The sequence below is a fragment of the Listeria sp. LM90SB2 genome (genome assembly GCF_028867355.1).
Classification (GTDB): Bacteria; Bacillota; Bacilli; order Lactobacillales; family Listeriaceae; genus Listeria; species Listeria monocytogenes_B.
The window spans coordinates 2739555-2760998 of record NZ_CP046449.1 but is presented as its reverse complement, the minus strand read 5'-3'; the positions used below and the strand labels follow the sequence as shown (position 1 = coordinate 2760998).

Here is a 21444-nt window from a genome sequence, read left to right as displayed (position 1 = left end):
ATTATTAAACTAAGCAAAATGAAAGGGGAATTTATTATGAAAAAATTCCACGGGCTAGTGCTTACTGCGTTAGTAACTTGTCTAATCATTCCATTCTCATTGGCAGCAAGCGCTGAAACAAATGAAAATGGTAACAATTCAACACCTACAGAAGAAAAAACAACAGATACTACTGAAAACATAATTACTGAAGAAAAGCCAGAACCAGCAGTACCGACAAAAGACACGACTGTAACAACATCGCAAAAAAGCAAAGTTCAAACAACGATAGATATTACCGATTCTCAAGAAGTTTACTCGTATGAACAAAATAGTAAGATTGATCTCAAAGATTTCACCGCAACATTAACTGATTACACCGATACAAAACTAACCAATTATCGCTTAGCAGCCAATTCTAAACTAAGTACTGCACAAACAGGTATCCAAGAAGTCACGCTCCTTGGAGATAATGAAGACGGCAAAACAACAGCAGTCAAACTCAATTACTTAGTCAAAGAAAAAACGGCCCAACTGACTATTACAGATATGAATTTTGATTTAGAAACAAAAATTTTCACAGGTAAAACAAAACCATTCGCTAGTGTATATATGAGTTCTCCGGCAGATGAAAACTTTGGAGAAGGAACAACAACTGCGGATAAAGATGGTTATTTTTATGCAGAATGGGCGACAACACCAAAACAAATTACTGCATATGCTTTTGATGAATCAGGTAATTATAGTGAAGAAGTAACCTATCAAGTCCCAGCGAAAAAACAAAATGAAGCAGTCGTAACAGCTCCAGATAAAGTGAAGAAAATCGAAACAAAGAACGCGGTCAAAAGCGCAACAGCAAAACCTGCTGATGTTGCAAAAGTTACAAAAGATGACAAAACAGATTTGCCAAGCACAGGTGACAAAGGTACAGAATGGATTTTCGTGGTAGCGGGTGTTATAGTTATTCTTGTGGCAGTGTTATTACTTAGGAAACGTAAAAAATAAACTAATTGCTATAGGGAATAACTCAAAAATAAGGAGCGAATAATGAAGAAGTTATTAAGCGGTTTAATTATTGTTTTAATGGTTAGCCTACTTGGTCACTCCTTTAATGCCGAAGCAGCATCCTACGAAAAAATCATTTATGACAAAGCAGTTAATCTAAAAGGGGTAGTAAATCAGTCAAAACGAAATGATGGTATTAATAGCAAGATGTACAAAACGAGTAGTAGTGTTAAGTACCTCGGTTCAGCTAAGAAATATGACAAGAAGACGTTGATTATTACGCGCGAAGGAAAAACAGCAAGAGCTAAATGGTATTATTGTAAGCTAGGAAATACTACAATCGGATGGATTGACTCGCGTGCCTTTACGAATGTCGGCAAACCAACAATTGCTGACACCGTTCCAGCTCTTTGGAACAGTAAAAAGGCAATCATCACCACAAAACCAAAGAATACTACCGCAACAACCTACTTTTTCCAAAAAAATAGTGCAGGAAATTGGTATGAAGTTCGTCATTTTACCAGTCATATTGGCAAATGGGGATTTGATCCAAAGTTCTCTGAAAAAAGTTCTGGAACTCCAGTTGGCGTTTATCGTACAGGCATTGCATTTGGGCAAAAGGGTAATCCTGGTACGAAGCTGACATTCAGAGCGATTACTAATAGAAGTTATTGGATTTCTAACTCTAACGACAAATCCTATAACACTTGGCAAGAACGCAATTCCTCTAGTTCTGCAGATGAAAAAATGAAGATTCCGCAGTACAAATACGGAATGGAAGTGAAATACAACGCTAAACGTGTAAAAGGTAAGGGATCGGCTGTGTTTTACCATGTTGATTCACCAAAATACAATTACACATTAGGTTGCGTCGCTCAAAGTGAAGCCAATACAAAAGAAGTGCTAAAATTCGCGGATAAAAATACACTTATTGTGTTAGGTGAAGAAAGCCGAATAAAAACTTTTTACGGTATAAATTAAGCTAGAGAATTTCTCTAGCTTTTTTGTTTGGCAAAAAAGCTAAGTAGCCTAGCCCCAAATTTTCTTCTATTTGACGTATAATAAAAAGAAACGAAAACGCGGGGTGAATTGTTTGACGAGTAAACCATACATAATGGGCGTAGACATTGGAACTTCAAGCACAAAGGCAGTACTTTTTAATCAACGAGGAGAAGTGATTTTCCGGCAGGCGACGCATTATGAACTAATAACGGATGAAACTGGGAAAGCGGAAGAGAGCCCCACGGAAATTTTCGAAGCAGTTTTATCATCTATTCAAGCTGTGATGAAAAATGTGAATAAAGAAGAATTAGCGGGGATTTCGTTTAGTTCTGCGATGCATAGTTTAATTATGGTTGGAAGTAATGGAGAGCTTTTGACTGAATGTATCACTTGGGCGGACGGACGAAGCAGTGAGACGCTTGAAAAAGTAAAAAGGGATAATTACTTATTCCAACTGTATGAGGCCACAGGAACGCCGATACACCCTATGAGCCCCTTTGCCAAAATTTGCTGGTTGAAGGAGGAAAAGCCTACTTTATTTAAACGCACAGAAAAATTTGTTGATATTAAATCCTATATTTTATACCGATTATTTGGTGTTTGGGTGATGGATGAATCGTTAGCATCGGGGACTGGACTATATAACATTATGGAGCACGACTGGGAATTTGAAGCAATGGAAATTGTCAAATTGACTCCTGATCTCTTGCCAAAAGTTGTACCAGAAACATATCAATTAACTGGTGTGAAAAAAGAATATGCTGAATTAATGGGAATCCCAGAAAATTTACCATTCATTGTAGGGGGGAGTGACGGGGCGCTAGCTAATATTGGTATTCAAGCGACCGGCCAAAATGATGTTACGATTACAGTAGGCACAAGTGGTGCAGTTCGCAAACTTACCAATCAATTCCAAATAGATTCTCGTGGTCGGACATTTTGCTACGGAGCTGGTGATGGCTACTTTATCGCAGGCGGCGCAGTGAATAATGGTGGAAAAGTAGTCGAGTGGGGTTTGCAACAATTTGGCTCTGAAGCTGAAATTAGTAGGCGTGATTTCGCAAGCTTTATTGCAAAAATAGAGGAAGTTCCTCCGGGCGCTGCGGGTCTTTTATTCCAGCCATATTTGTTAGGCGAGCGTGCACCATTTTGGACTAATGATATTCGAGGAGGTTTTGTTGGGCTGACGATTAATCATACAAAAGCCCATTTTATTCGTGCGATTTTGGAAGGTGTTGCTTTTAATCTTGCAGAAGTTTATGAGGCGGTTTCGGCTCCAGATGATATTATTTATGTCACAGGCGGGATTTCAGCGCATGATGCTTGGTGTAAACTTCTGGCGGATATTTTGAACCGAGAAATACGTGTTCCGCATACGATAGAAGGCTCAAGTTTAGGAGCAGCGATTATTGGTATGCGATCACTAGGGATTTTGAAGGATCTTAATCTAAAACATACACTGCCTATTAAAGCGGTATATCATCCAAGTGAGAACGTCCTTAAATACGCGGAATTACGTCTGATTTTTAAACAAGTAACCACACAGTTAATGTCGAGCTACAGCCAATTAAATAGTTGGCAAAAGAAGTTTGATATTAACAGCTAAATTTTGGATTTCATGATATAATCACTAAAAGAAAAGTGATGACGAGGGGGAGAAAACCATGAATAAAAAAATAGTATGGATAGCTTTAACATTAGTAGGTATTTGTGTAGTTGGTACGATTATCGCAGCAATCATGAGTGTTTACTTACGTTAAAAAATATTTCCTTGTTCCCGCTTGCACTTTTTACACGAAAAAGGTACACTAGTAATTGAGCTCTTTTCAGAGTTTGCGCTAAATAATTTTTATTTGGCATTTAATTATTGGTAGCAAATTTGTCGTGCTAGACGGGGAGGTAGCGGCGCCCTGTAACCCGCAATCCGCTCTAGCGGGGTTGAATTCCTCATTTGAGGCATCGTAATTGTTTGGTCTGCCCTTGACAAGTGGTGTTGAAGGTTGGGTCTTGCGCAATGGGAACCTGTGAACCATGTCAGGTCCGGAAGGAAGCAGCATTAAGCAGTGCTTCTCATGTGCCGCGAGGTCGCCTGGCCCGAGCTAACTATCAGGGTAACGCAGATGATTGCATGTCGATGTGAGGTGCGCGACACTAATTTTAAATATATAAAAGACTATTTTGCTTAGCGCAGAGTAGTCTTTTTTCTACAAATCAGCCCTATCCTCAGAAAAATAATGTATAATGATTCATAAACTGGTACAATATAAAATAGTAAAGCAATTCATGACAAAGGATGAAAATAATGCAACAACTAAAATCAAAAAAGAAATGGCTGCCCGCTCTAATCGTCGCAGTTTTCGTAGGAATTATCGTAATCTTAGCAATTATGTTTGGCTTTTTTCAGCGCCAAGAAGTGTTTGATAAGTATGAAGTAGCTTACGAAATAGACGGCAAATTATATGAAGTCTTCCCAATTAGTGCGACAGATATTGGCGTAGATAAAAAATCCAAAGATAAAAATCTCTATTTCCGCGTGAATAGTTACTACAATATTGATTACTTATTCCGACTAGCTTATAAACAATATGAAATTAATGAACCATCTACCAATAAATATTACGCAGGTTTGATTGACTACAGCGTGGCCGATAATGCTTATGTTACACAAAAAGATGTGTATATCACAAACAATGAATCCTATGCAACATATGACTTTTTTGATAAGAATGGTAAGAAAATCTATACTTATAATCCTGAAGAAACATCAAATGATGATTACATTGTGCGTATCAAGCCGACAATTCTACAAGGATACGAAAAAAGTGATATCGGTAGCTATGATGACTATCTAAATATTACGGCACTTTTTAAAGATAAATTAGGCATGGACGTAAATGTCCGAATTGATGAGGATAAAGAAATGGTTATCTTCTCTATTAAATAAAAAAGAGCATCCCCGCGGATGCTCTTTTTTATTAATTATCATCTGTTTTCTTTTCAACATCTTGCTTTTTTTGTTCACTCGCATTTTTTGGTTCTTTTATATCATCAGGAAACACAATCGAAAAATGCTCTTTTTTCACAACTTTACTATTTTTCGACTCTTCCGGCATATCTCGTTTGACTGCCATATTTATCACCTCGAATTGTTGGTATTACTTAGCTTATGCTCATTATAACACAGAAAGAAGAATGGATAAATTAGTAAACTGTGTAATGTTAACGCTTACTTACACAGTTTTTTTCTGTATGTGTGTAATACAAGTTTAAAGGCAAGAAAGACAAGGCTTTCAAGAGATTAAAGGATGTTTTTTCCAAATTTAGTACTTGGCACGGAAATTGCAATAGATTAAGGTGAATCTAAATGTAAGCCTTATCATGAAGCGGAGAGGAGGGCTCCCAAAATTTCACGAGGTCATGCAAAGATTCCATCTGGTTTGTTTTAGTAATGGGGATTACTAGGACAAAGTAAACAGATATAGCTGATCAACTTAAAGGGAGTTTATACATAGAAATTATATTTTGTTTAAAAGATGAGTGTTAAATAAAAAGGTTTACGGGAGGATAAAATATGAATGGATTAACAGCATTTTTGGAAAAGTATTTTGTGCCAGTAGCAGCGAAAATTGGTTCACAAAAACATCTAGTTGCATTACGTGATGCTTTTATTTCAACAATGCCAATCACTATGGCTGGGTCAATTGCAGTACTTTTAAATGCGTTTTTTAGGGATTTTCCAACTGACTGGGGATGGACAGGATTTGTGGAAGCGATGCAACCACTTATCGGGATTAATGGATATGTATACAATGGGACATTAGCAATTGTTTCAATTATTTTTGCCTTTTCACTAGGGTATAATTTATCAAAAGCATATGAAGTGGATCGATTAGCTGGGGGGCTAGTTTCTCTTGCTGCTTTTGTTATGAACTTAACTGTTACTGTAAGTTTAGATGCAGTAAAAGCTGCGATTGCGGCTTCTAATGCAAATTTCGATGTAAATACGTTACCAAAAGAATTTGCTGGAATTTACGGATTCTTTAGCCTAAGCCAAGTAAATGGTACCGGCTTGTTTACCGCAATGATTTTCGGTTTTATATCAACTATTATTTATGCGAAATTAATGCGCAGAAATATTATTATCAAAATGCCAGATTCTGTTCCACCGGCTGTAAGTAAAGCTTTCGCGGCGATTATTCCTGCGTTAGTTGCACTTTATGTTGTTGGTATTATTGACTGGGCATTCTTCAAAATCACAAATATGGACGTTATTACTTGGATTTCCAAAACAATTCAAGAGCCGTTATTATCACTTTCGCAAGGGTACGGAGCTGTTTTACTAGTTACTTTCTTAGTACAACTACTATGGTTCTTCGGGATTCATGGTCCGAACGTACTTGCTCCGGTTCTAGAATCACTTTGGGGTACAGCACAACTACAAAACATTAGTGCGGCACAAGAAGGCGCTAAATTACCATTCGAATGGGTACGTGGTTCTTTCGATGCGTATGTATGGATGGGTGGATCAGGCGGTACGCTTGTACTGATTATCGCATTACTAATGTTCTCGAAACGAGCGGATGCACGAACAGTTGCGAAATTGTCTCTTGCACCAGGTATATTTAATATTAACGAACCAATCATGTTTGGTTTACCGATCGTATTAAATACAATTTACTTAATACCATTCCTTATCGCGCCAATGGTAATGGTAACAATCGCTTACTTTGCAACAACACTTGGCATTGTCGGCCCAGTTAAAATTGCAGTAGTTTGGGTAATGCCGCCACTTCTGAATTCCTTCTTAGCAACCGGGGGAGATTGGATGGCACCAGTAATTTCACTCATAAATATGGTCGTCGCGTTCTTGATTTGGGTACCATTTGTTATTACCGCAAATCGCGTTGGTGTACCAGAAGAAGAGATGAAAGCTTAGAAAATAATAAGTTTCTGGCTAGGTGCAGCTAAATTGTGCCTAGCCAGTATATCATGTAGGAATTCCTGCACCATTTTTATTCATTGCAAGAAGCGAAAGATAACGTTAAACTATAGAAAAGGAGGTTTTTTTAAATGATTATTCTTAATTGTCCAATGAAGCGAGATTACATTACTGAATTACTTGAAACATATGATAAAGACGGTGTAACTTTTAAAAAAATAGACGAAAAAGGTATGAAACTTACTTTTGAAACAAATATTGAAGACGAAGAAAAGGCAGCAAAAATCGCCAAAGAAACTATAAAAGCAACTGAAATAGGTTCTGTACTCTATTTCCAAGTTAGTGTGGGTTGAAAATGAAAATTGTTAATGCACTATTTCTTATTAGTATAGGTCTTATTATTATTATGTTTAGTCCTTCTTATGGAAAAGATGGGATGGCTAGTGTACCTCTTCTAGTTACCGGACTTGCGGTTGTTTTAATTGGCTGTGTATTCATCGTGCTAAAAATCCGTAAAGATAAGAAAGAAAAGAATTAGAAGGAGTCGATTGAAAAGTGAATGTCACACAGAAATTATATATATCCCAAAAAGAATGCTTTGATACACTAGTTAGCTCAGCAATCTATGATGTAAAAAATGCCACTGGTAAGACGCTTCAAGTACGAAAGTTAGAAGGATATAAATATCAACGTACGATGTCTAATGGCGCACTTGCTACAACAAAAATTGTTAAAGTGCAACCTAACGAACTTTATCAATTCGAAACGAGCAGCCGTGTGAACACTCATACGACGACGTATACGATAAAATCCACTAGCGAAACTACATGCGAAGTGACCTATAACGAATTAATCGAAACGGAAAAAGCGTTAAATAAAATGAATAATATTATTGTTGGTTTTATGTTTGGCTTCTTCCGTAAAAAACGTGTAAAAAACTTGCTGAAATCGATTGAGCTTTCGGTTATTAATGAGAGTAAGCAGAAGCAGGAGAAATTGGCTGCTAAAAGTGAACAGTAAGAGTTTGGAATCGGGCTTTTTCGGGGGTCTGGTTCTTTTTTTGGGGTTTGATTTTTGATTTTTGGTGGTGGTTTTTGAAGCTAGCCCGGCTCAGGACGTTTTGAAACTTCTATTAAGGATTAAATCATCGCTGCGCTCAGATTTATATTGAAGAAGTAAATCAAAACAAACAACGTTTTGAAACTTCTTCAACAATACGTTATAATAAAACTACTAAAATGGTTTTAGGTGAAGGAGAGTGGCAGATGGCGTATCAGGCTTTGTATCGGGTTTTTCGGCCGCAGTCGTTTCAGGATGTTGTTGGGCAGGAACATGTGACGAAAACGCTTAAAAATGCCATTGTGCAAAATAAAACTTCGCATGCTTATTTATTTTCTGGGCCTAGGGGAACAGGGAAGACTAGTGCGGCGAAAATTTTTGCGAAGGCGATTAACTGTGAACACGGCCATGACGGGGAGCCTTGCAATGAATGTGAGATTTGTAAAGGTACGACGGACGGTTCTATACCAGATGTTCTTGAAATCGATGCTGCCAGTAATAACGGGGTTGAAGAAATTCGAGATATCCGGGAAAAAGTAAAATATGCGCCAACTGTGGCGAAATATAAAGTATATATTATCGATGAAGTGCATATGTTGTCGACGGGAGCGTTTAATGCGCTACTAAAAACGCTGGAAGAACCGCCGAAACATGTCATTTTTATTTTGGCAACAACAGAACCGCATAAGTTACCGCTAACGATTATTTCGCGGGTACAACGGTTTGATTTTAAACGAATCACGACACAAGATATTATTGGTCGTTTGAAATTTATTTTGGAAGAAGAAAAAATCCCTTATGACGAAAAAGCGTTGATGATTGTTGCGCGTGCGGCTGAAGGCGGGATGCGTGATGCGCTTAGCTTGCTCGATCAAGTTATTTCCTACGGATCAGAAGAAGTTACCGTGGATGATGCGCTCGAAATTACTGGATCTGTTGCGCAAAACTTGCTGACAAAACTAGTAAGTGCAGCGTTTGACGGCGATGCAGCAGAAGCGATTTCAACGCTGACAGCACTGCTAGCAGAAGGAAAAGACCCAGTTCGTTTAGTGGAAGACTTACTCGTATTCTTTAGAGATGTGCTGCTGTATCAAAAAGCGCCGAATCTGGAAGAAACACTGGAACGAGCTTTGATTGATGATGATTTTGTTGCTTTGGCAAAACGAGCAGATTCACTTAAAGTGTATGAGTTCGTGAAAATTTTAAATACAGCTCAGCAACAAATGCGTTTCTCGAATCATCCGGGTATTTATGTGGAAGTGGCGCTTATTCAGTTAACTCAGGCGGGTCAATCAGTTGCAGGTGGCGGGAATGTGCCAGCAGATGCAGCTTCTGGAAGCGACCTCTCTGACTTAAAACGTCAAATGGAGCAAATGCATCAAGAGATACAAACGCTGAAAAAACAAATTGCCAGCGGGGCTGGAGCAGCGCCAGCCGATAAACCAACCCAAAATCGCGGTGGTTCTAAAAAAGCAATCAACAACGGCAAGCAATTTAAAGCGCCTATTGGTAAAATCAACCATGTGCTAGGTGAGGCTAAGAAAGAGAATTTACAGTTAATCCGTGGTTGTTGGGGCGAGTTATTATCAATGTTGATGGCATCTCAAGCAGCACTTTTAAATGACGCAGAACCTGTGGCTGCATCTCAGGACACTTTTGTGTTAAAATTTAAGCATGAGATTCACTGTCAAATGGCGATGGATAATCCGAACTTTGTTGAAACCATCACATCGAGTATTGCCCGACTGACTCAAGTAAATTATACTTTTATTGGTATCCCAGAAGATCAATGGGCTGACGTAAGAGAGAATTTCCTGCATAGTCATGGTAGCGACGGCGATGCGGAGGACGGCGCAAATCCAGAAGCTAAAAAACCAGCGGAAGATCCTTTTGTTGCAGAAGCCGCAAAACTCGTTGGTGAAGATTTGCTTGAAATTAAAGATTAAAAAACAATAGAAGAAAGAGGAGATTATTCATGCGTGGAATGGGAAATATGCAAGGTATGATGAAACAAATGCAAAAAATGCAAAAGGAAATGGCGAAAGCTCAAGCTGATTTAGAAGCTCAAGAGTTCACTGGAACTGCTGGTGGTGGAATGGTTACAGTAAAAGCTACTGGTAAACGCGTCATTACAGATGTTGTTATAAATGAAGAAGTAGTTGATCCGGAAGATATCGAAATGCTACAAGATTTAGTACTTGCAGCAACAAATGATGTATTAAAACAAATTGAAGATACAACTTCACAAACAATGGGTAAATTCACACAAGGATTAAATATTCCTGGAATGTAATATTGTTTGGTTTGAGACTCTTGGCTTATTTACAAGAGTCTCAACTATTTTTCAATAGAATGTTCCACGTGAAACATTTGTATTTTGAAGGTGAGAGGAAGACGAATTATGCATTATCCTGAGCCGATAACGAAATTAATAGATAGTTTTATGAAATTACCAGGAATTGGACCAAAATCGGCAGCTCGACTAGCTTTTTATGTGTTAGATATGAAAGAAGACGATGTGCTAGATTTTGCAAAAGCCCTTGTTGATGCGAAGCGAAACCTAAGCTTTTGTTCCGTTTGTGGTCACATTACAGATAAGGATCCATGTTATATTTGCGCTGATACGTCACGCGATCGAAGTGTTATCTGTGTAGTACAAGAATCCAAAGATGTCATTGCAATGGAAAAAATGCGTGATTTTCATGGCTTATACCATGTACTTCATGGAACAATTTCGCCAATGGATGGAATTGGACCAGAAGATATTAACATTCCTGATTTGCTGAAACGTTTGCAAGATGACACGATTGAAGAAGTTATTTTAGCAACCAACCCTAATGTTGAAGGAGAAGCCACGGCGATGTATATTTCGCGCTTATTAAAACCTTCAGGCATAAAAGTAACTAGAATAGCGCATGGCCTTCCAGTTGGCGGAGACTTGGAATATGCGGATGAAGTGACGCTCTCAAAAGCAATGGAAGGACGAAGAGAAGTATAATCAGAGGTGATAAAATGGAATCCAGAAGCAATAAGTTTGGTCGGAAGAAAAACAAGAAGATTGGTAAACTACACAAATCCTATGATGCTTATCTGATGGAATTGATTGAAGTCACGCAAGAAAAGTGGCACAAACAAAAAGTTCTAATGCGTAAAAGTTTTGAATATGATCCTAATTTAGAATATGAGGAAAAGAAAGCAGAAGCTCGCTATTTTTACCTTTTCAAAGAAGCACGTACAAGACAATTAAAAAACAAATAAAAAAATCTACTAAGCCAAATTGGTTTAGTAGATTTTTATTTTAGGCTAAATTTCTGATCTTACATACATCACGTCTGGTGCGTGGCTCACACGTTCACCAGTATTTAAACGCTCGACTTGGCGCATATCTGCTTCTGATAATTCAAAATCATAAATAGCTGCATTTTCTCTAATTCTTGAAGGTGTTTCTGATTTTGGAATGATAGAGATATTATTTTGTAAGTGCCATCGAAGGACGATTTGAGCAGGTGATTTCCCGTATTTTTCCGCTAGGTCAATAAGGATTTGCTCTTGTAAAACCCCACCACGGCCAAGTGGGCTCCAAGCTTGGTGAACGATATGTAACTCTTCCAAATAGCGGTGTAAAAGATGATTCGGAAAGTGCGGATGCGTTTCAAGCTGATCAACTACTGGAAGAACATTTGCGCTTGTACGCAGGCGGTCCAGATGATGCGCTTCAAAGTTACTTACACCAATTGCGCGAACAAGTCCCTCGTCATATAATTTTTCCACAGCGCGCCAAGTGTCAAAAAAAGTATCTTGTTTTGGCCAATGGACTAAATATAAATCAATTTTGTCCAATTGTAGTTTTTTCTGCGATTTTTCAAAAGCTCGAAGCGTTTCATCGTAACCTTGTTCTGTATTCCACATTTTTGTTGTGACGAAAAATTCATCTCTTTTCAAGCCGCTTGACGCAAAAAAGTCTCCAAGCTCTTTTTCATTATGGTAAAATGAAGCCGTATCAAACAAGCGATACCCGACATCCACCGCGGTTTCCAGCGCAGTACGCATACGCGCTTCATCCGTTAGCTTGTAGACCCCAAAACCATGTCTAGGCATTTCAATTCCATTGTTCAGTCTGTATGTATCCGAGAAAGAAAGTGTCATTTCATTTACCTCCTACTTTAGTTTATTAACTTAAGCATACCAGAAAATGAAGAATTTCTGTAGAATGAAGGATAGAAATGTGATTTTTTTTATAAATTCCAAAAGGACGTGAGTGAATGAGACAACCTTTTCAAGTTTTAGTTATACCGTTTATTAAAACGGAAGCAAATTATCAGTTTGGTGTTTTACATAGAACGGATGCAGATGTTTGGCAGTTTGTAGCTGGTGGAGGAGAAGATGAAGAGGCTATTTCAGAGACTGCTAAACGTGAAAGTATAGAAGAGTTGAATTTGGATGTCGATGTTAAAATGTATAGCTTGGATTCACATGCATCCATCCCTAATTTTCATTTCTCATTTAACAAACCATATGTTGTTCCAGAATATTGTTTTGCCATTGATTTAACGAGTTGTTCATATCAGGTTACATTATCTTTAGAGCATAGCGAGTTGCGCTGGGTTTCTTATGAGTCTGCTGTTCAGTTATTGGAGTGGGATAGTAATAAAACGGCGCTTTATGAGCTAAATGAACGGTTGAAAAACAATGATATGAAGGCAATGTAAAAAAGGCTGAAACTCAGCCTTTTTTCTTAACTTGGGATTAAACTGTTTAGCACGTGCGCAATGCCGTCTTCATTATTGGATAATGTAACAGAGCTTGCTGCGGCTTTTAATTCAGGGACGGCATTTTGCATAGCGATTCCTGTTCCTGCATATTCGACCATGGTAATATCATTATGTCCATCTCCGAATGCGATAACATTTTCAGCGTGAATGCCCATCGGTGTTAAAACGGTATCAAGTGCTTTGGCTTTATCAATGCCCTGAGCTGTGAATTCAAAGTAAAAATCAGCTGTGAAGACACAATTAAGTGTATCTTTGAAAGGGGCCATCATTGCTTGATAATTTTCTTGCATATAGGCCGGGTCGCCAGCTGTGAGAATTTTATTTAGACGATAATCTAAAAATGCGGCTAAATCATCTTTTTCACAGAGTTTGAAATTCCCACCGCGAGATTCGTACTGAACAATATTTATTACTTCGCCGCGGTAAGGTACGTAGCAGTCGTATACATCATTCGTGTACATATAATCCTCTTTATCAATCATTACTTTCACTTCAAATTGTTTCATGTGTTCTAAAACGGCTTTTCCTTCTTCAACAGTAAGTGCTTGGTTGAATAATTCTTCACTTGTCGCGCAATCAACTACTTTAGCGCCATTGTATGAAACGAGCAAACCGTGATGCTTTTCCATTTCTAATTGTTCCGCATATACGTGCATTCCTGTGGTTGGTCTACCAGATGCGAGAATAAGTTTAACACCATTCTGTTGCGCGGTGATGAGTGCTTTTTTTGTTTCTGGTGAGATTTTTTTGTCGTCGTTCAATAAAGTGCCATCAATATCTAAAATAATCGCTTGGGTTGTCATGTAAGTTTAGCTCCTTTTTTTCTTTATTGTATCACTAGAAATTAAGAAAAAATCAGATGTGGCGCATATTGAGAGCTTTTTTTCAATTCGAAAGGAAAATGGCTGTGTGTTTGAAAAATCATTCCAATTCGGTGTTCATTTTTTGGTAATTAGTCGTTTTGTATTGAATGTTTTTTTCGTAATTTTGATTAAAATAAATGGAATAAAGCGTATCGAAAATGCTTAGTAAAGATTGGCGTGTTGAGAACGAAGAGACTTTGTTGTAATGGTTCTCAGCGGATGCCATGTAGATTTTGTGTGTGGCAAATTCGACTAAAGGATTGTCTTGCATAGATGTAATTAAAATAATATCGACATTGTTTTCGGACAAGATTTTGACGACTCTTTGAAGCGTCCGACTCCGACCGCCGTAAGAGACGACGATGGCAATATGATTTTCATCGCTGTTGGCGGCCGATAAGCTTTGGATATAATCTTCTTCAGGAACATTGACTAAAACACCGATTTCCTGCATTTGGAATTTGAAGTTTTGAGCAAAAAATAAATTGGCGGAAGCCGCATAAACATCAATGGTTTTCGCTTGAATTAATTTTTCACCAATTTTGACAAGTTCTTCTGGATCGGCGTTGTTTAATGTTTCATCAATGGTTCCTTTGTATATTTGGTTTAGGTTGGTCATTATTTGGTAGGGTGTATCGGATTCCAAAATAGGATAATCGTAATTTAAATCTTTTTCTTCATTTGTTTCACGGAGACTCGAGGCAATTTCGATTTTCAGTTCACCGATTCCGTTTAGTCCTAGTTTGTTAATTAAACGGTAGATAGTTGCAGCGGAGACAAAGGCAGCGGTAGCTAATTCTTTTGGTTTGCACTGTAATGTTTTTTTCGGGTTCGCTAAAATATAATTCGCAAGTTCTTTTTCACTATTGGTTAAATTGGTTAGTTCGCGTATTTTAATTAAAATATTCATCGTTTCAAATCCTAACTTTTTAGAATGGGAAATTGTTTTAAATAATTATACCATTAAATAAAAAAGTCCCTCTAGACAAAGTGCATCTAAAGGGATTTTTTTCAGTTATTTAATTTCAATTGTTTTAAGATTTGCTGCGATGACTTCTGGTTTTTCATCCATTTGAACTTGAGCAGCAGTAGCGTAAGCACCTTCTAAAATTGGTGCATTAAAGAGAATAATTTCTTTTTCGCTGATTTCTTCTACTGTTTCTATATTCATTTTGGCGCTTCCGAGGTCGTAGAAAGTGTAGACTTTATTAGCTTCGTTACTTTCAATCGCTTCATTTACGGCATCAAAACTTGTGCCAATGCGACCGTCTTCTGTTCCACCGGCATGCGTGATAGAGACGTCTGGGGCAATTTCTTTAATAATATCATGGACGCCTTTTGCCACATCTTTGGAATGAGAAATGATAACAACGCCATAAGGTTTAGCCATGGGTTAGCTCACCTCCGTTTGAAGCATTGCGTGAAATAGCAGGGCAGAAGAGTAAGCGCCAGGGTCAAGGTGACCAATTGACCGCTCACCAAGATAACTCGCGCGACCTTTAGTAGCTTTTAAATCTTTTGTTTTTTGTAAAGCGGCATCAACAACATCATCTGTTAAATCTTCCTGATGAATCGCATTTACAACCGGTTCCCAAACATCAATCATTGTTTTCTCGCCAGCATGGGATTTACCGCGTTTTTCAATCCCTTCAAGTCCTGCTTCAAGCACTTTGGTTAAGCCTTCCGCGTCAATTGTTTCTGAATCTACCGCTTTACTCATGTTTAAAAAGGCTGTTCCATAAAGTGGTCCAGATGCGCCGCCGACCTTGCTGACCATCGTCATCCCAGCGGTTTTAAATACATCTTTTAAATCAGCGGGTTCTTTTTCTGTGAAAGCTTTTTTGAGTTCGCCGAGTCCGCGAGCCATATTGATACCGTGGTCTCCGTCGCCAATCGCTTGGTCGAGATCACTTAATAATTGTTTGTTTTCTTGTACGCGTTCGCCGAAGTCATTTAACCAGCGTAACGCCCAATCTTTATCATAAGTCATGATTCATTCCTCCAAATTTTATTACCATGCAATTGTGTCCACTGGGAGTTTCAACATATCAACCCATTTTTCGTCCTCTAATTTCAAAATGGTTAAGGATAAACCAGCCATTTCAAGAGAAGTCATATAATCTCCAACGAGTGTTTTTTCAACTTGAACGCCGGCATTTTTTAGAAGTTCATGGACATCATTTGCGAAAACATATTGTTCCATAAGTGGTGTTGCGCCCATGCCGTTCACGAGCACAACCACTTTATCTCCAGGTAGGAATTTGCTTTCATTGCTAATCCGTTCGTACAGTTGCTTCGCTAAACTTGCAGATGGCATGATTTTTTCACGCGTAAAGCCAGGTTCACCGTGGATACCAATGCCTAATTCGATTTCGTCGTCACCAAGCTCAAAGCCGGGATGGCCAACCTCAGGAACAGTACACGGAGTAAGTGCGACACCAAGCGTTTTAACCGAAGCAATTACTTTTTCACCAAGGGCTTTCAGTTCTTCAAGAGATGCGCCTGCTTCTGCGGCTGCCCCGATAATTTTATGCACGAGAACAGTCCCGGCTACACCGCGGCGTCCCGTTGTAAAAGTACTATCCTCAACAGCAATATCATCATCTACTACAATTTGTTCTACTTTAATATCATCGGCATCTGCTAAATCTGCCGCCATTTCAAAATTCATTACATCACCGGTATAATTTTTTACGATTAAAAGTACACCAGCGCCTTGATCTGCGGCTTTTATACCTTCATAAATTTGGTCGGGAGTTGGGGAAGTGAAAACATCGCCGCACACAGCCGCAGATAGCATTCCGCGACCTACATAACCAGCATGAGCCGGCTCGTGACCAGAACCTCCACCGCTTACAAGTCCGACTTTTCCTGGACGTTTATCATTTCTTGCAATGACGCGAGTTCCTTCGACACGGTGAACAACATCAGCATGCGATTTCACTAAACCTTCCACCATCTGTTCTACTACTTGATCAGTACCGTTAAGAATCTTCTTCATCTGACAAAAAACCTCCTTTAAAATAGTCCTCTTACCTCAATTTCCCTTTACTAGAAAGTCAAAACGTAGTTGCTGTCTTTATTATACAACTTATAAAATGAAAACGCTTTAAAACTGCAAGAATGTGTCATAAACCCAGCAAAATGGTACAATGAAGGAGAGAATTTGAAAAGGGGAATTGTTATGAGGAATCAATCTAAAATGCCTTTAGTGGAACGGTTAGATGCTCATGCTAAGTCTTGCCCAATATCACTCCATGTGCCAGGACACAAAAGCGGAGCCATTTATCCAGATGCATGGCAAAAATTTTTGAAATGGGACGTAACAGAAATTACTGGAATGGATGATTTGCATCACCCAGAAGATGTGATTTTGGAAGCAGAGGAGTTACTTGCGGAATGTTATGGAAGCAAAAAAAGCTACTTTTTAGTCAATGGGACAAGCGGAGGAAGCTTGGCAGTTATTATGGCGACGTTGAAGCACGGGGAGAAAGTTTTAGTGCCAAGAGATGCGCATAAATCAATCTTGCATGGAATCGAACTGGCAGGCGGAGAACCGATTTTCTTAACCCCAGCAACAAACAAAGAAGTTGGCGTCGCGAGTGGTGTGACAACCGAACTTCTCGAAGAAACATTACATAATCATCCAGATGTAAAACTATGTATTTTTACTTATCCGAGCTATTATGGAACGATTTTTAATTTGCATAAATGTATTCAAATTGCGCATGATTTTGGTGCGGTTGTGTTTGTTGATGAAGCGCACGGAGCACATTTTTTAACAAGTTCTGAATTTCCGAAAAGTGCAGTGGAGCTTGGTGCGGATGTGGTTGTTCAGTCGGCGCATAAGACGTTGCCGGCGCTAACGATGGGTTCCTATTTACATGTGGTGAATGATTTACCGATTTTTGAAAAACTACCTTATTACCTGCAAGTATTCCAAACGAGCAGCCCATCTTATTTAATTATGGCGTCACTTGATGCGGCGAGGAAATATGCGGCAACTTACACAGCGGCGGACGTCGAAGCTTTTTGGAAAATGCGTGCCAGATGGATTAAATGGCTGACGAAGAATAAATTTGACGTTATTTTGCCAGATGATCCGCTTAAAATCATCGTGCGCAAAACAGGCTACACGGGCTACGAACTGCAAGCAATTTTTGAAGAAAGTTCTTATTTCCCAGAGCTTGCCGATGAGTCACAGGTATTACTGATTTTACCATTAATTAAAAAAGGGATTGATTTCACGCCGATTAGCCGGATTCATTCTCCGGTGAAAAAAGAAATCGCGAAAGAACCATATGAAATGTCAGCGCCTTTTGCGTCAGGTCTTGCGCTAACTTACGAAGAAATGCACGCACGCGCGACCGAATTCGTATTACTAGATGAAGCTACGACACGCGTTTCGGCTGAAACAATCTCGCTCTATCCGCCGGGAATTCCAGCAATCATCCGCGGAGAAAGCATCACAGAAAAGCATATCCGCGAACTAAAAAACATTCGCACACGCCACTACCAAGGCGGCGAAAAACTAGCCGAGAATTACATCCGTGTATTCCGCTAATTTATGCTATAATCAAACAGAAAGCGACGCGAAAGGGAAAGGAAATTACTAAATGAAAGCAATTTTTATTACACTCGAAGGCCCAGATGGCTCTGGTAAAACAACAGTAGGAACACTACTTAATCAAAAAATGACGGAAGCTGGCATTGATTTTATTAAAACGCGCGAACCAGGTGGCAGCCCGATTTCAGAAAAAGTAAGAAATATCGTGCTCGGAATTGGCAATGAAGAAATGGACCCAAAAACAGAAGTACTACTTATTGCGGGAGCGCGCCGTCAACATGTCGTTGAAACAATCCGTCCAGCTCTAGCGGCAGGGAAAACAGTACTGTGTGACCGTTTCATGGATAGCTCTCTTGCGTATCAAGGTGCCGGACGTGACATGAATATGGAACAAGTTTTACAAGTGAATTTATATGCGATTGAGGATACATTGCCTGACCGGACGTACTATCTCGATGTGCCTGCCGAAGTCGGTTTAGCTAGAATCGCCGCTAATAAGGGCCGTGAAGTCAATCGCTTGGATAAAGAAGATATTACCTACCACGAAAAAGTCGAAGCTGGCTACGAAAAAGTCATCAACATGTTCCCGGAACGTTTTATGCGAGTGGACGCTACAAAGACACCAGAAGAAATCACAGAAACTATTTTAGCCGACATTTTACGACAATTAGCCTAACATCTAGTGGGACTTCAACACCTTGCCACAAGTGCATATCGCTCTTTAAAATGGCGTTTGTTTGCTATAATAGAAAAAAAGATAGATTTTTAGGAAGGGTTGATTTCTTTGAAACTGATATTTGCAATCGTCCAAGACCAAGATAGCAACCGTTTGTCTGACGCACTTACAAAAGGCAATTTCGGTGCGACCAAGTTAGCTACAACTGGTGGATTTTTAAAAGCAGGCAACACCACATTTATCATCGGTACAGAAGATGAACGTGTAGAAGATGCCCTAGCGATAATCAAGGAAAACTGTAAAGCACGCGAACAAATGATGACACCATCCGCTTCCTTAGGTGTGACGGTAGATACGTATGTGCCTTACCCAATCGAAGTACAAGTTGGCGGCGCAACCGTGTTTGTAATGCCGGTGGAAAGTTTCCATCATTTTTAAAACAGAGAAAAAGCAGGTATGCGATAAGGGCTACCTGCTTTTTTTATCTATAATGGGAATTAGATGCTTTAAACTATCAATGCGAGATAAATGAATTATAACCAATAGACTCTGCTATTCAGATTGTCATTAGAATCTGTTTAATTTAATAAAAAAACCGCAGATAAAGCAATTTCTCGCTTTATCCGCAGTTTCTGACCTATCTCGCTCATGAGGTAGGCTTTTTACATTCACTTAATCGTCAATTTCTGTCCAACATGAATCATGTTGCTTGTTAACTTGTTCCAAGCTTTAATATTATCTACAGTTGTTTTATATTGTCTAGAAATGGCCCATAAAGAGTCGCCTTTTTTGACGGTGTATGTTTTTACTGTGGAATTACTTGGTTTATTTGTGCTTGGTTTTGCGGTATTTGTGTTTGTAGTAGTTCCGGCGCTAACTTTAAGTTTTTGTCCTGGGTAAATGAAATCGGATTTTAAGTTGTTCCAGGATTTTAGGTTAGCAATAGTTACTTTGTGGTTGTTAGCGATTCTCCAAAGTGAGTCACCTTTTGCTACCGTATAAACTTTAGCGTTCGTGTTCGTATTTGTGCTTGGTTTGGATGTATTCGTGTTTGTGCTCGGTTTAGAAGTATTTGTGTTAGAAGTAGAACCGGCACTTACTTTAAGTTTTTGACCTGGATAAATGAAATCGGATTTCAGATTGTTCCAGGATTTTAGGTTAGCAATAGTTACTTTATGGTTGTTAGCGATTCTCCAAAGCGAGTCACCTTTTACAACTGTGTATACTTTAGCGTTTGTGCTAGTGCCTGTACTTGGTTTGGATGTACTTGTTCCTGTGCTCGGTTTCGATGTATTCGTATCCGATGTAGTGGAACCAGCACTTACTTTAAGTTTTTGCCCTGGGTAAATGAAATCAGATTTAAGATTATTCCAAGCTTTTAGGTTCGCAACGGTTACTTTATGGTTATTAGCGATTCTCCAAAGTGAGTCCCCTTTTACAACTGTGTAAATTTTTGCATTGGAGGTGTTTCCGGTGTTGCTAGAATTTCCAGTGTTACCAGTACTTCCGGAGTTTCCGCCAGTTGTTTTGCCACTGTCATATTGGGTTAAATTATATCGGCTAATCAAGTCATTTAATTTCGTTGCATAGGCTGTGTCTGTTGCGTACGTTCCAGTTAAGGCTTTCGTTGCGTCTTTGTAGGAAGTAGTGTTGCTTTTCCAAACTTTGGAGTAGTAATTTGGGTTCCAGCTTGGGCCATTTCGAATGACTTGTGCGTAATCTTCTAAGGATTGGTGATAAGACGGATATTTTCTAAATTTAGCTGTGATTGTGTAGTAGTTTCCTTTACCATCATCTTCTAGTGTTTGTTTTGTATAAGATTGGCCGTTGTAAGCTCCTTTGATTCCAAAAAGGTTATAGTTTGGAGCAGAGCCTAATTCGCTCGTTCCATAGGCGCTTTCTAAAATGGCTTGGGCGATCATGACAGATGCGTACAGGTCATTTTCTGCTGCAATTTGGGAAGAAGAGGCTTGGATTGTTTGGATAAAGCTTTGAACAGTTGCTCCCGAACGGAGTGCTGATTTTTGTAATAGGTTGTATGTAGCTGGTGTAGAAGAGCTTGTTGCATTGTCAGGATTGCTAACTGTTGCGGGTTCAGCTGGAGCTTTTTCTACTTGCTTCGCTGCAGCTTGATTTTCTTCTGCTGTCTTTGTTTGTTCTTTTGTTTCAGTTTGCTTAGCTTCAACGGTTGGTTCTGTTGTGTTTTCAGGAGTGGCCGTTGCTGGTGTTTCTTTAGTTGTGTTAGCTTCAGCGCTTTTAGATGCTTCGTCAGCAGGCGCTGTTTCGTCTGCGCTAACGATTACTTCGATGCCGGGAACAGTGATAGAGGTTGCGATGGCAGTAACCCCAGCAATCGTTGCACCCGTTTTAAATTTTTTACTTTTTTTGTTTTTCTTTTCTTCTTGTAAGGCTTCAAGAATTCGTTCTTTTCTCGTCTTTTGCATGGTAAGTCACTTCCGATTCTTTAAATATTCTACATCCATTATTACATACTTCACATTACTTATGATTGATATCGACAAATTGTAATTAAATTGTCAAAAAGGCTCGTCTTTGTTATACTGAATATAAGCAAGTGCTTA

Annotated in this window: 24 protein-coding genes and 1 other RNA gene; 17 read left to right on the top strand and 8 right to left on the bottom strand. The window is 39.0% G+C overall.

Features of this window, described 5'->3' with window-relative positions; translation table 11 throughout:
* Positions 1-36 precede the first annotated feature (36 nt).
* From GL301_RS13740 to GL301_RS13720, 5 genes are all read left to right on the top strand, one after another.
* Entirely contained in the window at positions 37-984 is a 948-nt protein-coding gene (locus tag GL301_RS13740) for an LPXTG cell wall anchor domain-containing protein (protein ID WP_003727653.1), read from the top strand.
* Between the two features lie 42 nt (positions 985-1026).
* On the top strand, positions 1027-1965 hold the full coding sequence (locus GL301_RS13735) for a GW domain-containing glycosaminoglycan-binding protein (RefSeq protein WP_003725008.1): 939 nt from the start codon (positions 1027-1029) through the stop codon (positions 1963-1965).
* A 112-nt stretch (positions 1966-2077) separates the two neighbouring features.
* The gene (locus tag GL301_RS13730; RefSeq protein ID WP_061661521.1) at positions 2078-3592 is read left to right on the top strand and encodes a gluconokinase; all 1515 of its coding nucleotides are present in this window, start codon (positions 2078-2080) and stop codon (positions 3590-3592) included.
* Between the two features lie 276 nt (positions 3593-3868).
* An RNA gene (gene ffs / locus GL301_RS13725) (signal recognition particle sRNA large type) lies at positions 3869-4135 on the top strand.
* Positions 4136-4288: 153 nt separating this feature from the next.
* Complete coding sequence (locus GL301_RS13720) at positions 4289-4930, top strand: hypothetical protein (RefSeq protein ID WP_003725005.1); 642 nt, start codon at positions 4289-4291, stop codon at positions 4928-4930.
* Positions 4931-4961: 31 nt separating this feature from the next.
* Here the strand turns inward: GL301_RS13720 and GL301_RS13715 are convergent, their stop codons facing one another.
* Entirely contained in the window at positions 4962-5117 is a 156-nt protein-coding gene (locus tag GL301_RS13715; protein WP_003722069.1) for a hypothetical protein, read from the bottom strand.
* Between the two features lie 440 nt (positions 5118-5557).
* On the opposite strand from GL301_RS13715, the gene GL301_RS13710 reads away from it, so the two are divergent.
* The 8 genes from GL301_RS13710 (at position 5558) to GL301_RS13675 (ending at position 11242) form a co-directional block, all read left to right on the top strand.
* Complete coding sequence (locus GL301_RS13710; RefSeq protein WP_003730755.1) at positions 5558-6922, top strand: PTS sugar transporter subunit IIC; 1365 nt, start codon at positions 5558-5560, stop codon at positions 6920-6922.
* A gap of 134 nt (positions 6923-7056) precedes the next feature.
* Complete coding sequence (locus GL301_RS13705; protein ID WP_003722067.1) at positions 7057-7278, top strand: hypothetical protein; 222 nt, start codon at positions 7057-7059, stop codon at positions 7276-7278.
* 2 nt (positions 7279-7280) lie between these two features.
* Positions 7281-7463: a DUF3188 domain-containing protein gene (locus tag GL301_RS13700; RefSeq protein ID WP_003727657.1), complete on the top strand. Its 183-nt coding sequence runs from the start codon at positions 7281-7283 to the stop codon at positions 7461-7463.
* Between the two features lie 17 nt (positions 7464-7480).
* Entirely contained in the window at positions 7481-7945 is a 465-nt protein-coding gene (locus tag GL301_RS13695; RefSeq protein ID WP_003722065.1) for a DUF3284 domain-containing protein, read from the top strand.
* A gap of 245 nt (positions 7946-8190) precedes the next feature.
* A complete protein-coding gene (dnaX, locus tag GL301_RS13690) occupies positions 8191-9930 on the top strand; it encodes a DNA polymerase III subunit gamma/tau (RefSeq protein WP_010959078.1) in 1740 nt (579 codons plus the stop codon).
* 29 nt (positions 9931-9959) lie between these two features.
* Entirely contained in the window at positions 9960-10277 is a 318-nt protein-coding gene (locus GL301_RS13685) for a YbaB/EbfC family nucleoid-associated protein (RefSeq protein WP_003722063.1), read from the top strand.
* A gap of 108 nt (positions 10278-10385) precedes the next feature.
* Entirely contained in the window at positions 10386-10982 is a 597-nt protein-coding gene (gene recR / locus GL301_RS13680; protein ID WP_003722062.1) for a recombination mediator RecR, read from the top strand.
* A gap of 14 nt (positions 10983-10996) precedes the next feature.
* A complete protein-coding gene (locus GL301_RS13675) occupies positions 10997-11242 on the top strand; it encodes a YaaL family protein (protein WP_003725002.1) in 246 nt (81 codons plus the stop codon).
* A gap of 45 nt (positions 11243-11287) precedes the next feature.
* Here the strand turns inward: GL301_RS13675 and GL301_RS13670 are convergent, their stop codons facing one another.
* Complete coding sequence (locus GL301_RS13670) at positions 11288-12130, bottom strand: aldo/keto reductase (protein ID WP_003730756.1); 843 nt, start codon at positions 12128-12130, stop codon at positions 11288-11290.
* A 116-nt stretch (positions 12131-12246) separates the two neighbouring features.
* Here GL301_RS13670 and GL301_RS13665 point away from each other — a divergent pair, with 116 nt between their 5' ends.
* Positions 12247-12693, top strand: a complete 447-nt coding sequence (locus GL301_RS13665; RefSeq protein WP_010959077.1) for an NUDIX hydrolase — start codon at positions 12247-12249, stop codon at positions 12691-12693.
* 26 nt (positions 12694-12719) lie between these two features.
* On the opposite strand, the gene GL301_RS13660 is transcribed toward GL301_RS13665, so the two are convergent.
* From GL301_RS13660 to dhaK1, 5 genes are all read right to left on the bottom strand, one after another.
* Complete coding sequence (locus GL301_RS13660) at positions 12720-13559, bottom strand: Cof-type HAD-IIB family hydrolase (protein WP_003724999.1); 840 nt, start codon at positions 13557-13559, stop codon at positions 12720-12722.
* 118 nt (positions 13560-13677) lie between these two features.
* Positions 13678-14529 (bottom strand): MurR/RpiR family transcriptional regulator, encoded by an 852-nt coding sequence (locus GL301_RS13655; RefSeq protein WP_003724998.1) that lies wholly within the window; start codon positions 14527-14529, stop codon positions 13678-13680.
* Between the two features lie 105 nt (positions 14530-14634).
* Positions 14635-15009, bottom strand: a complete 375-nt coding sequence (dhaM1, locus tag GL301_RS13650; RefSeq protein ID WP_003724997.1) for a dihydroxyacetone kinase phosphoryl donor subunit DhaM1 — start codon at positions 15007-15009, stop codon at positions 14635-14637.
* 3 nt (positions 15010-15012) lie between these two features.
* Positions 15013-15609, bottom strand: a complete 597-nt coding sequence (dhaL1, locus tag GL301_RS13645; RefSeq protein WP_012681469.1) for a dihydroxyacetone kinase ADP-binding subunit DhaL1 — start codon at positions 15607-15609, stop codon at positions 15013-15015.
* A 21-nt stretch (positions 15610-15630) separates the two neighbouring features.
* Positions 15631-16620, bottom strand: coding sequence for a dihydroxyacetone kinase subunit DhaK1 (gene dhaK1 / locus GL301_RS13640; protein ID WP_003730759.1), 990 nt, complete (start codon positions 16618-16620; stop codon positions 15631-15633).
* Positions 16621-16803: 183 nt separating this feature from the next.
* Between dhaK1 and GL301_RS13635 the strand changes: the two genes are divergently transcribed.
* From GL301_RS13635 to GL301_RS13625, 3 genes are all read left to right on the top strand, one after another.
* A complete protein-coding gene (locus GL301_RS13635) occupies positions 16804-18183 on the top strand; it encodes an aminotransferase class I/II-fold pyridoxal phosphate-dependent enzyme (protein WP_021496882.1) in 1380 nt (459 codons plus the stop codon).
* A 52-nt stretch (positions 18184-18235) separates the two neighbouring features.
* A complete protein-coding gene (gene tmk, locus GL301_RS13630) occupies positions 18236-18862 on the top strand; it encodes a dTMP kinase (protein ID WP_070298308.1) in 627 nt (208 codons plus the stop codon).
* A gap of 108 nt (positions 18863-18970) precedes the next feature.
* The gene (locus tag GL301_RS13625) at positions 18971-19300 is read left to right on the top strand and encodes a cyclic-di-AMP receptor (RefSeq protein WP_003722052.1); all 330 of its coding nucleotides are present in this window, start codon (positions 18971-18973) and stop codon (positions 19298-19300) included.
* 230 nt (positions 19301-19530) lie between these two features.
* On the opposite strand, the gene GL301_RS13620 is transcribed toward GL301_RS13625, so the two are convergent.
* A complete protein-coding gene (locus GL301_RS13620) occupies positions 19531-21306 on the bottom strand; it encodes a 1,4-beta-N-acetylmuramoylhydrolase (protein ID WP_003734235.1) in 1776 nt (591 codons plus the stop codon).
* Between the last annotated feature and the right edge of the window lie 138 nt (positions 21307-21444).

Bases quoted from the DNA above. Each gene is read 5' to 3' on its own strand.
- GL301_RS13740 (WP_003727653.1), top strand. From the start codon at position 37: ATGAAAAAATTCCACGGGCTAGTGCTTACTGCGTTAGTAACTTGTCTA.
- GL301_RS13735 (WP_003725008.1), top strand. From the start codon at position 1,027: ATGAAGAAGTTATTAAGCGGTTTAATTATTGTTTTAATGGTTAGCCTA.
- GL301_RS13720 (WP_003725005.1), top strand. From the start codon at position 4,289: ATGCAACAACTAAAATCAAAAAAGAAATGGCTGCCCGCTCTAATCGTC.
- GL301_RS13715 (WP_003722069.1), bottom strand. From the start codon at position 5,117: ATGGCAGTCAAACGAGATATGCCGGAAGAGTCGAAAAATAGTAAAGTT.
- GL301_RS13710 (WP_003730755.1), top strand. From the start codon at position 5,558: ATGAATGGATTAACAGCATTTTTGGAAAAGTATTTTGTGCCAGTAGCA.
- GL301_RS13705 (WP_003722067.1), top strand. From the start codon at position 7,057: ATGATTATTCTTAATTGTCCAATGAAGCGAGATTACATTACTGAATTA.
- GL301_RS13700 (WP_003727657.1), top strand. From the start codon at position 7,281: ATGAAAATTGTTAATGCACTATTTCTTATTAGTATAGGTCTTATTATT.
- dnaX (WP_010959078.1), top strand. From the start codon at position 8,191: ATGGCGTATCAGGCTTTGTATCGGGTTTTTCGGCCGCAGTCGTTTCAG.
- GL301_RS13685 (WP_003722063.1), top strand. From the start codon at position 9,960: ATGCGTGGAATGGGAAATATGCAAGGTATGATGAAACAAATGCAAAAA.
- recR (WP_003722062.1), top strand. From the start codon at position 10,386: ATGCATTATCCTGAGCCGATAACGAAATTAATAGATAGTTTTATGAAA.
- GL301_RS13675 (WP_003725002.1), top strand. From the start codon at position 10,997: ATGGAATCCAGAAGCAATAAGTTTGGTCGGAAGAAAAACAAGAAGATT.
- GL301_RS13670 (WP_003730756.1), bottom strand. From the start codon at position 12,130: ATGACACTTTCTTTCTCGGATACATACAGACTGAACAATGGAATTGAA.
- GL301_RS13665 (WP_010959077.1), top strand. From the start codon at position 12,247: ATGAGACAACCTTTTCAAGTTTTAGTTATACCGTTTATTAAAACGGAA.
- GL301_RS13660 (WP_003724999.1), bottom strand. From the start codon at position 13,559: ATGACAACCCAAGCGATTATTTTAGATATTGATGGCACTTTATTGAAC.
- GL301_RS13655 (WP_003724998.1), bottom strand. From the start codon at position 14,529: ATGAATATTTTAATTAAAATACGCGAACTAACCAATTTAACCAATAGT.
- dhaM1 (WP_003724997.1), bottom strand. From the start codon at position 15,009: ATGGCTAAACCTTATGGCGTTGTTATCATTTCTCATTCCAAAGATGTG.
- dhaL1 (WP_012681469.1), bottom strand. From the start codon at position 15,609: ATGACTTATGATAAAGATTGGGCGTTACGCTGGTTAAATGACTTCGGC.
- dhaK1 (WP_003730759.1), bottom strand. From the start codon at position 16,620: ATGAAGAAGATTCTTAACGGTACTGATCAAGTAGTAGAACAGATGGTG.
- GL301_RS13635 (WP_021496882.1), top strand. From the start codon at position 16,804: ATGAGGAATCAATCTAAAATGCCTTTAGTGGAACGGTTAGATGCTCAT.
- tmk (WP_070298308.1), top strand. From the start codon at position 18,236: ATGAAAGCAATTTTTATTACACTCGAAGGCCCAGATGGCTCTGGTAAA.
- GL301_RS13620 (WP_003734235.1), bottom strand. From the start codon at position 21,306: ATGCAAAAGACGAGAAAAGAACGAATTCTTGAAGCCTTACAAGAAGAA.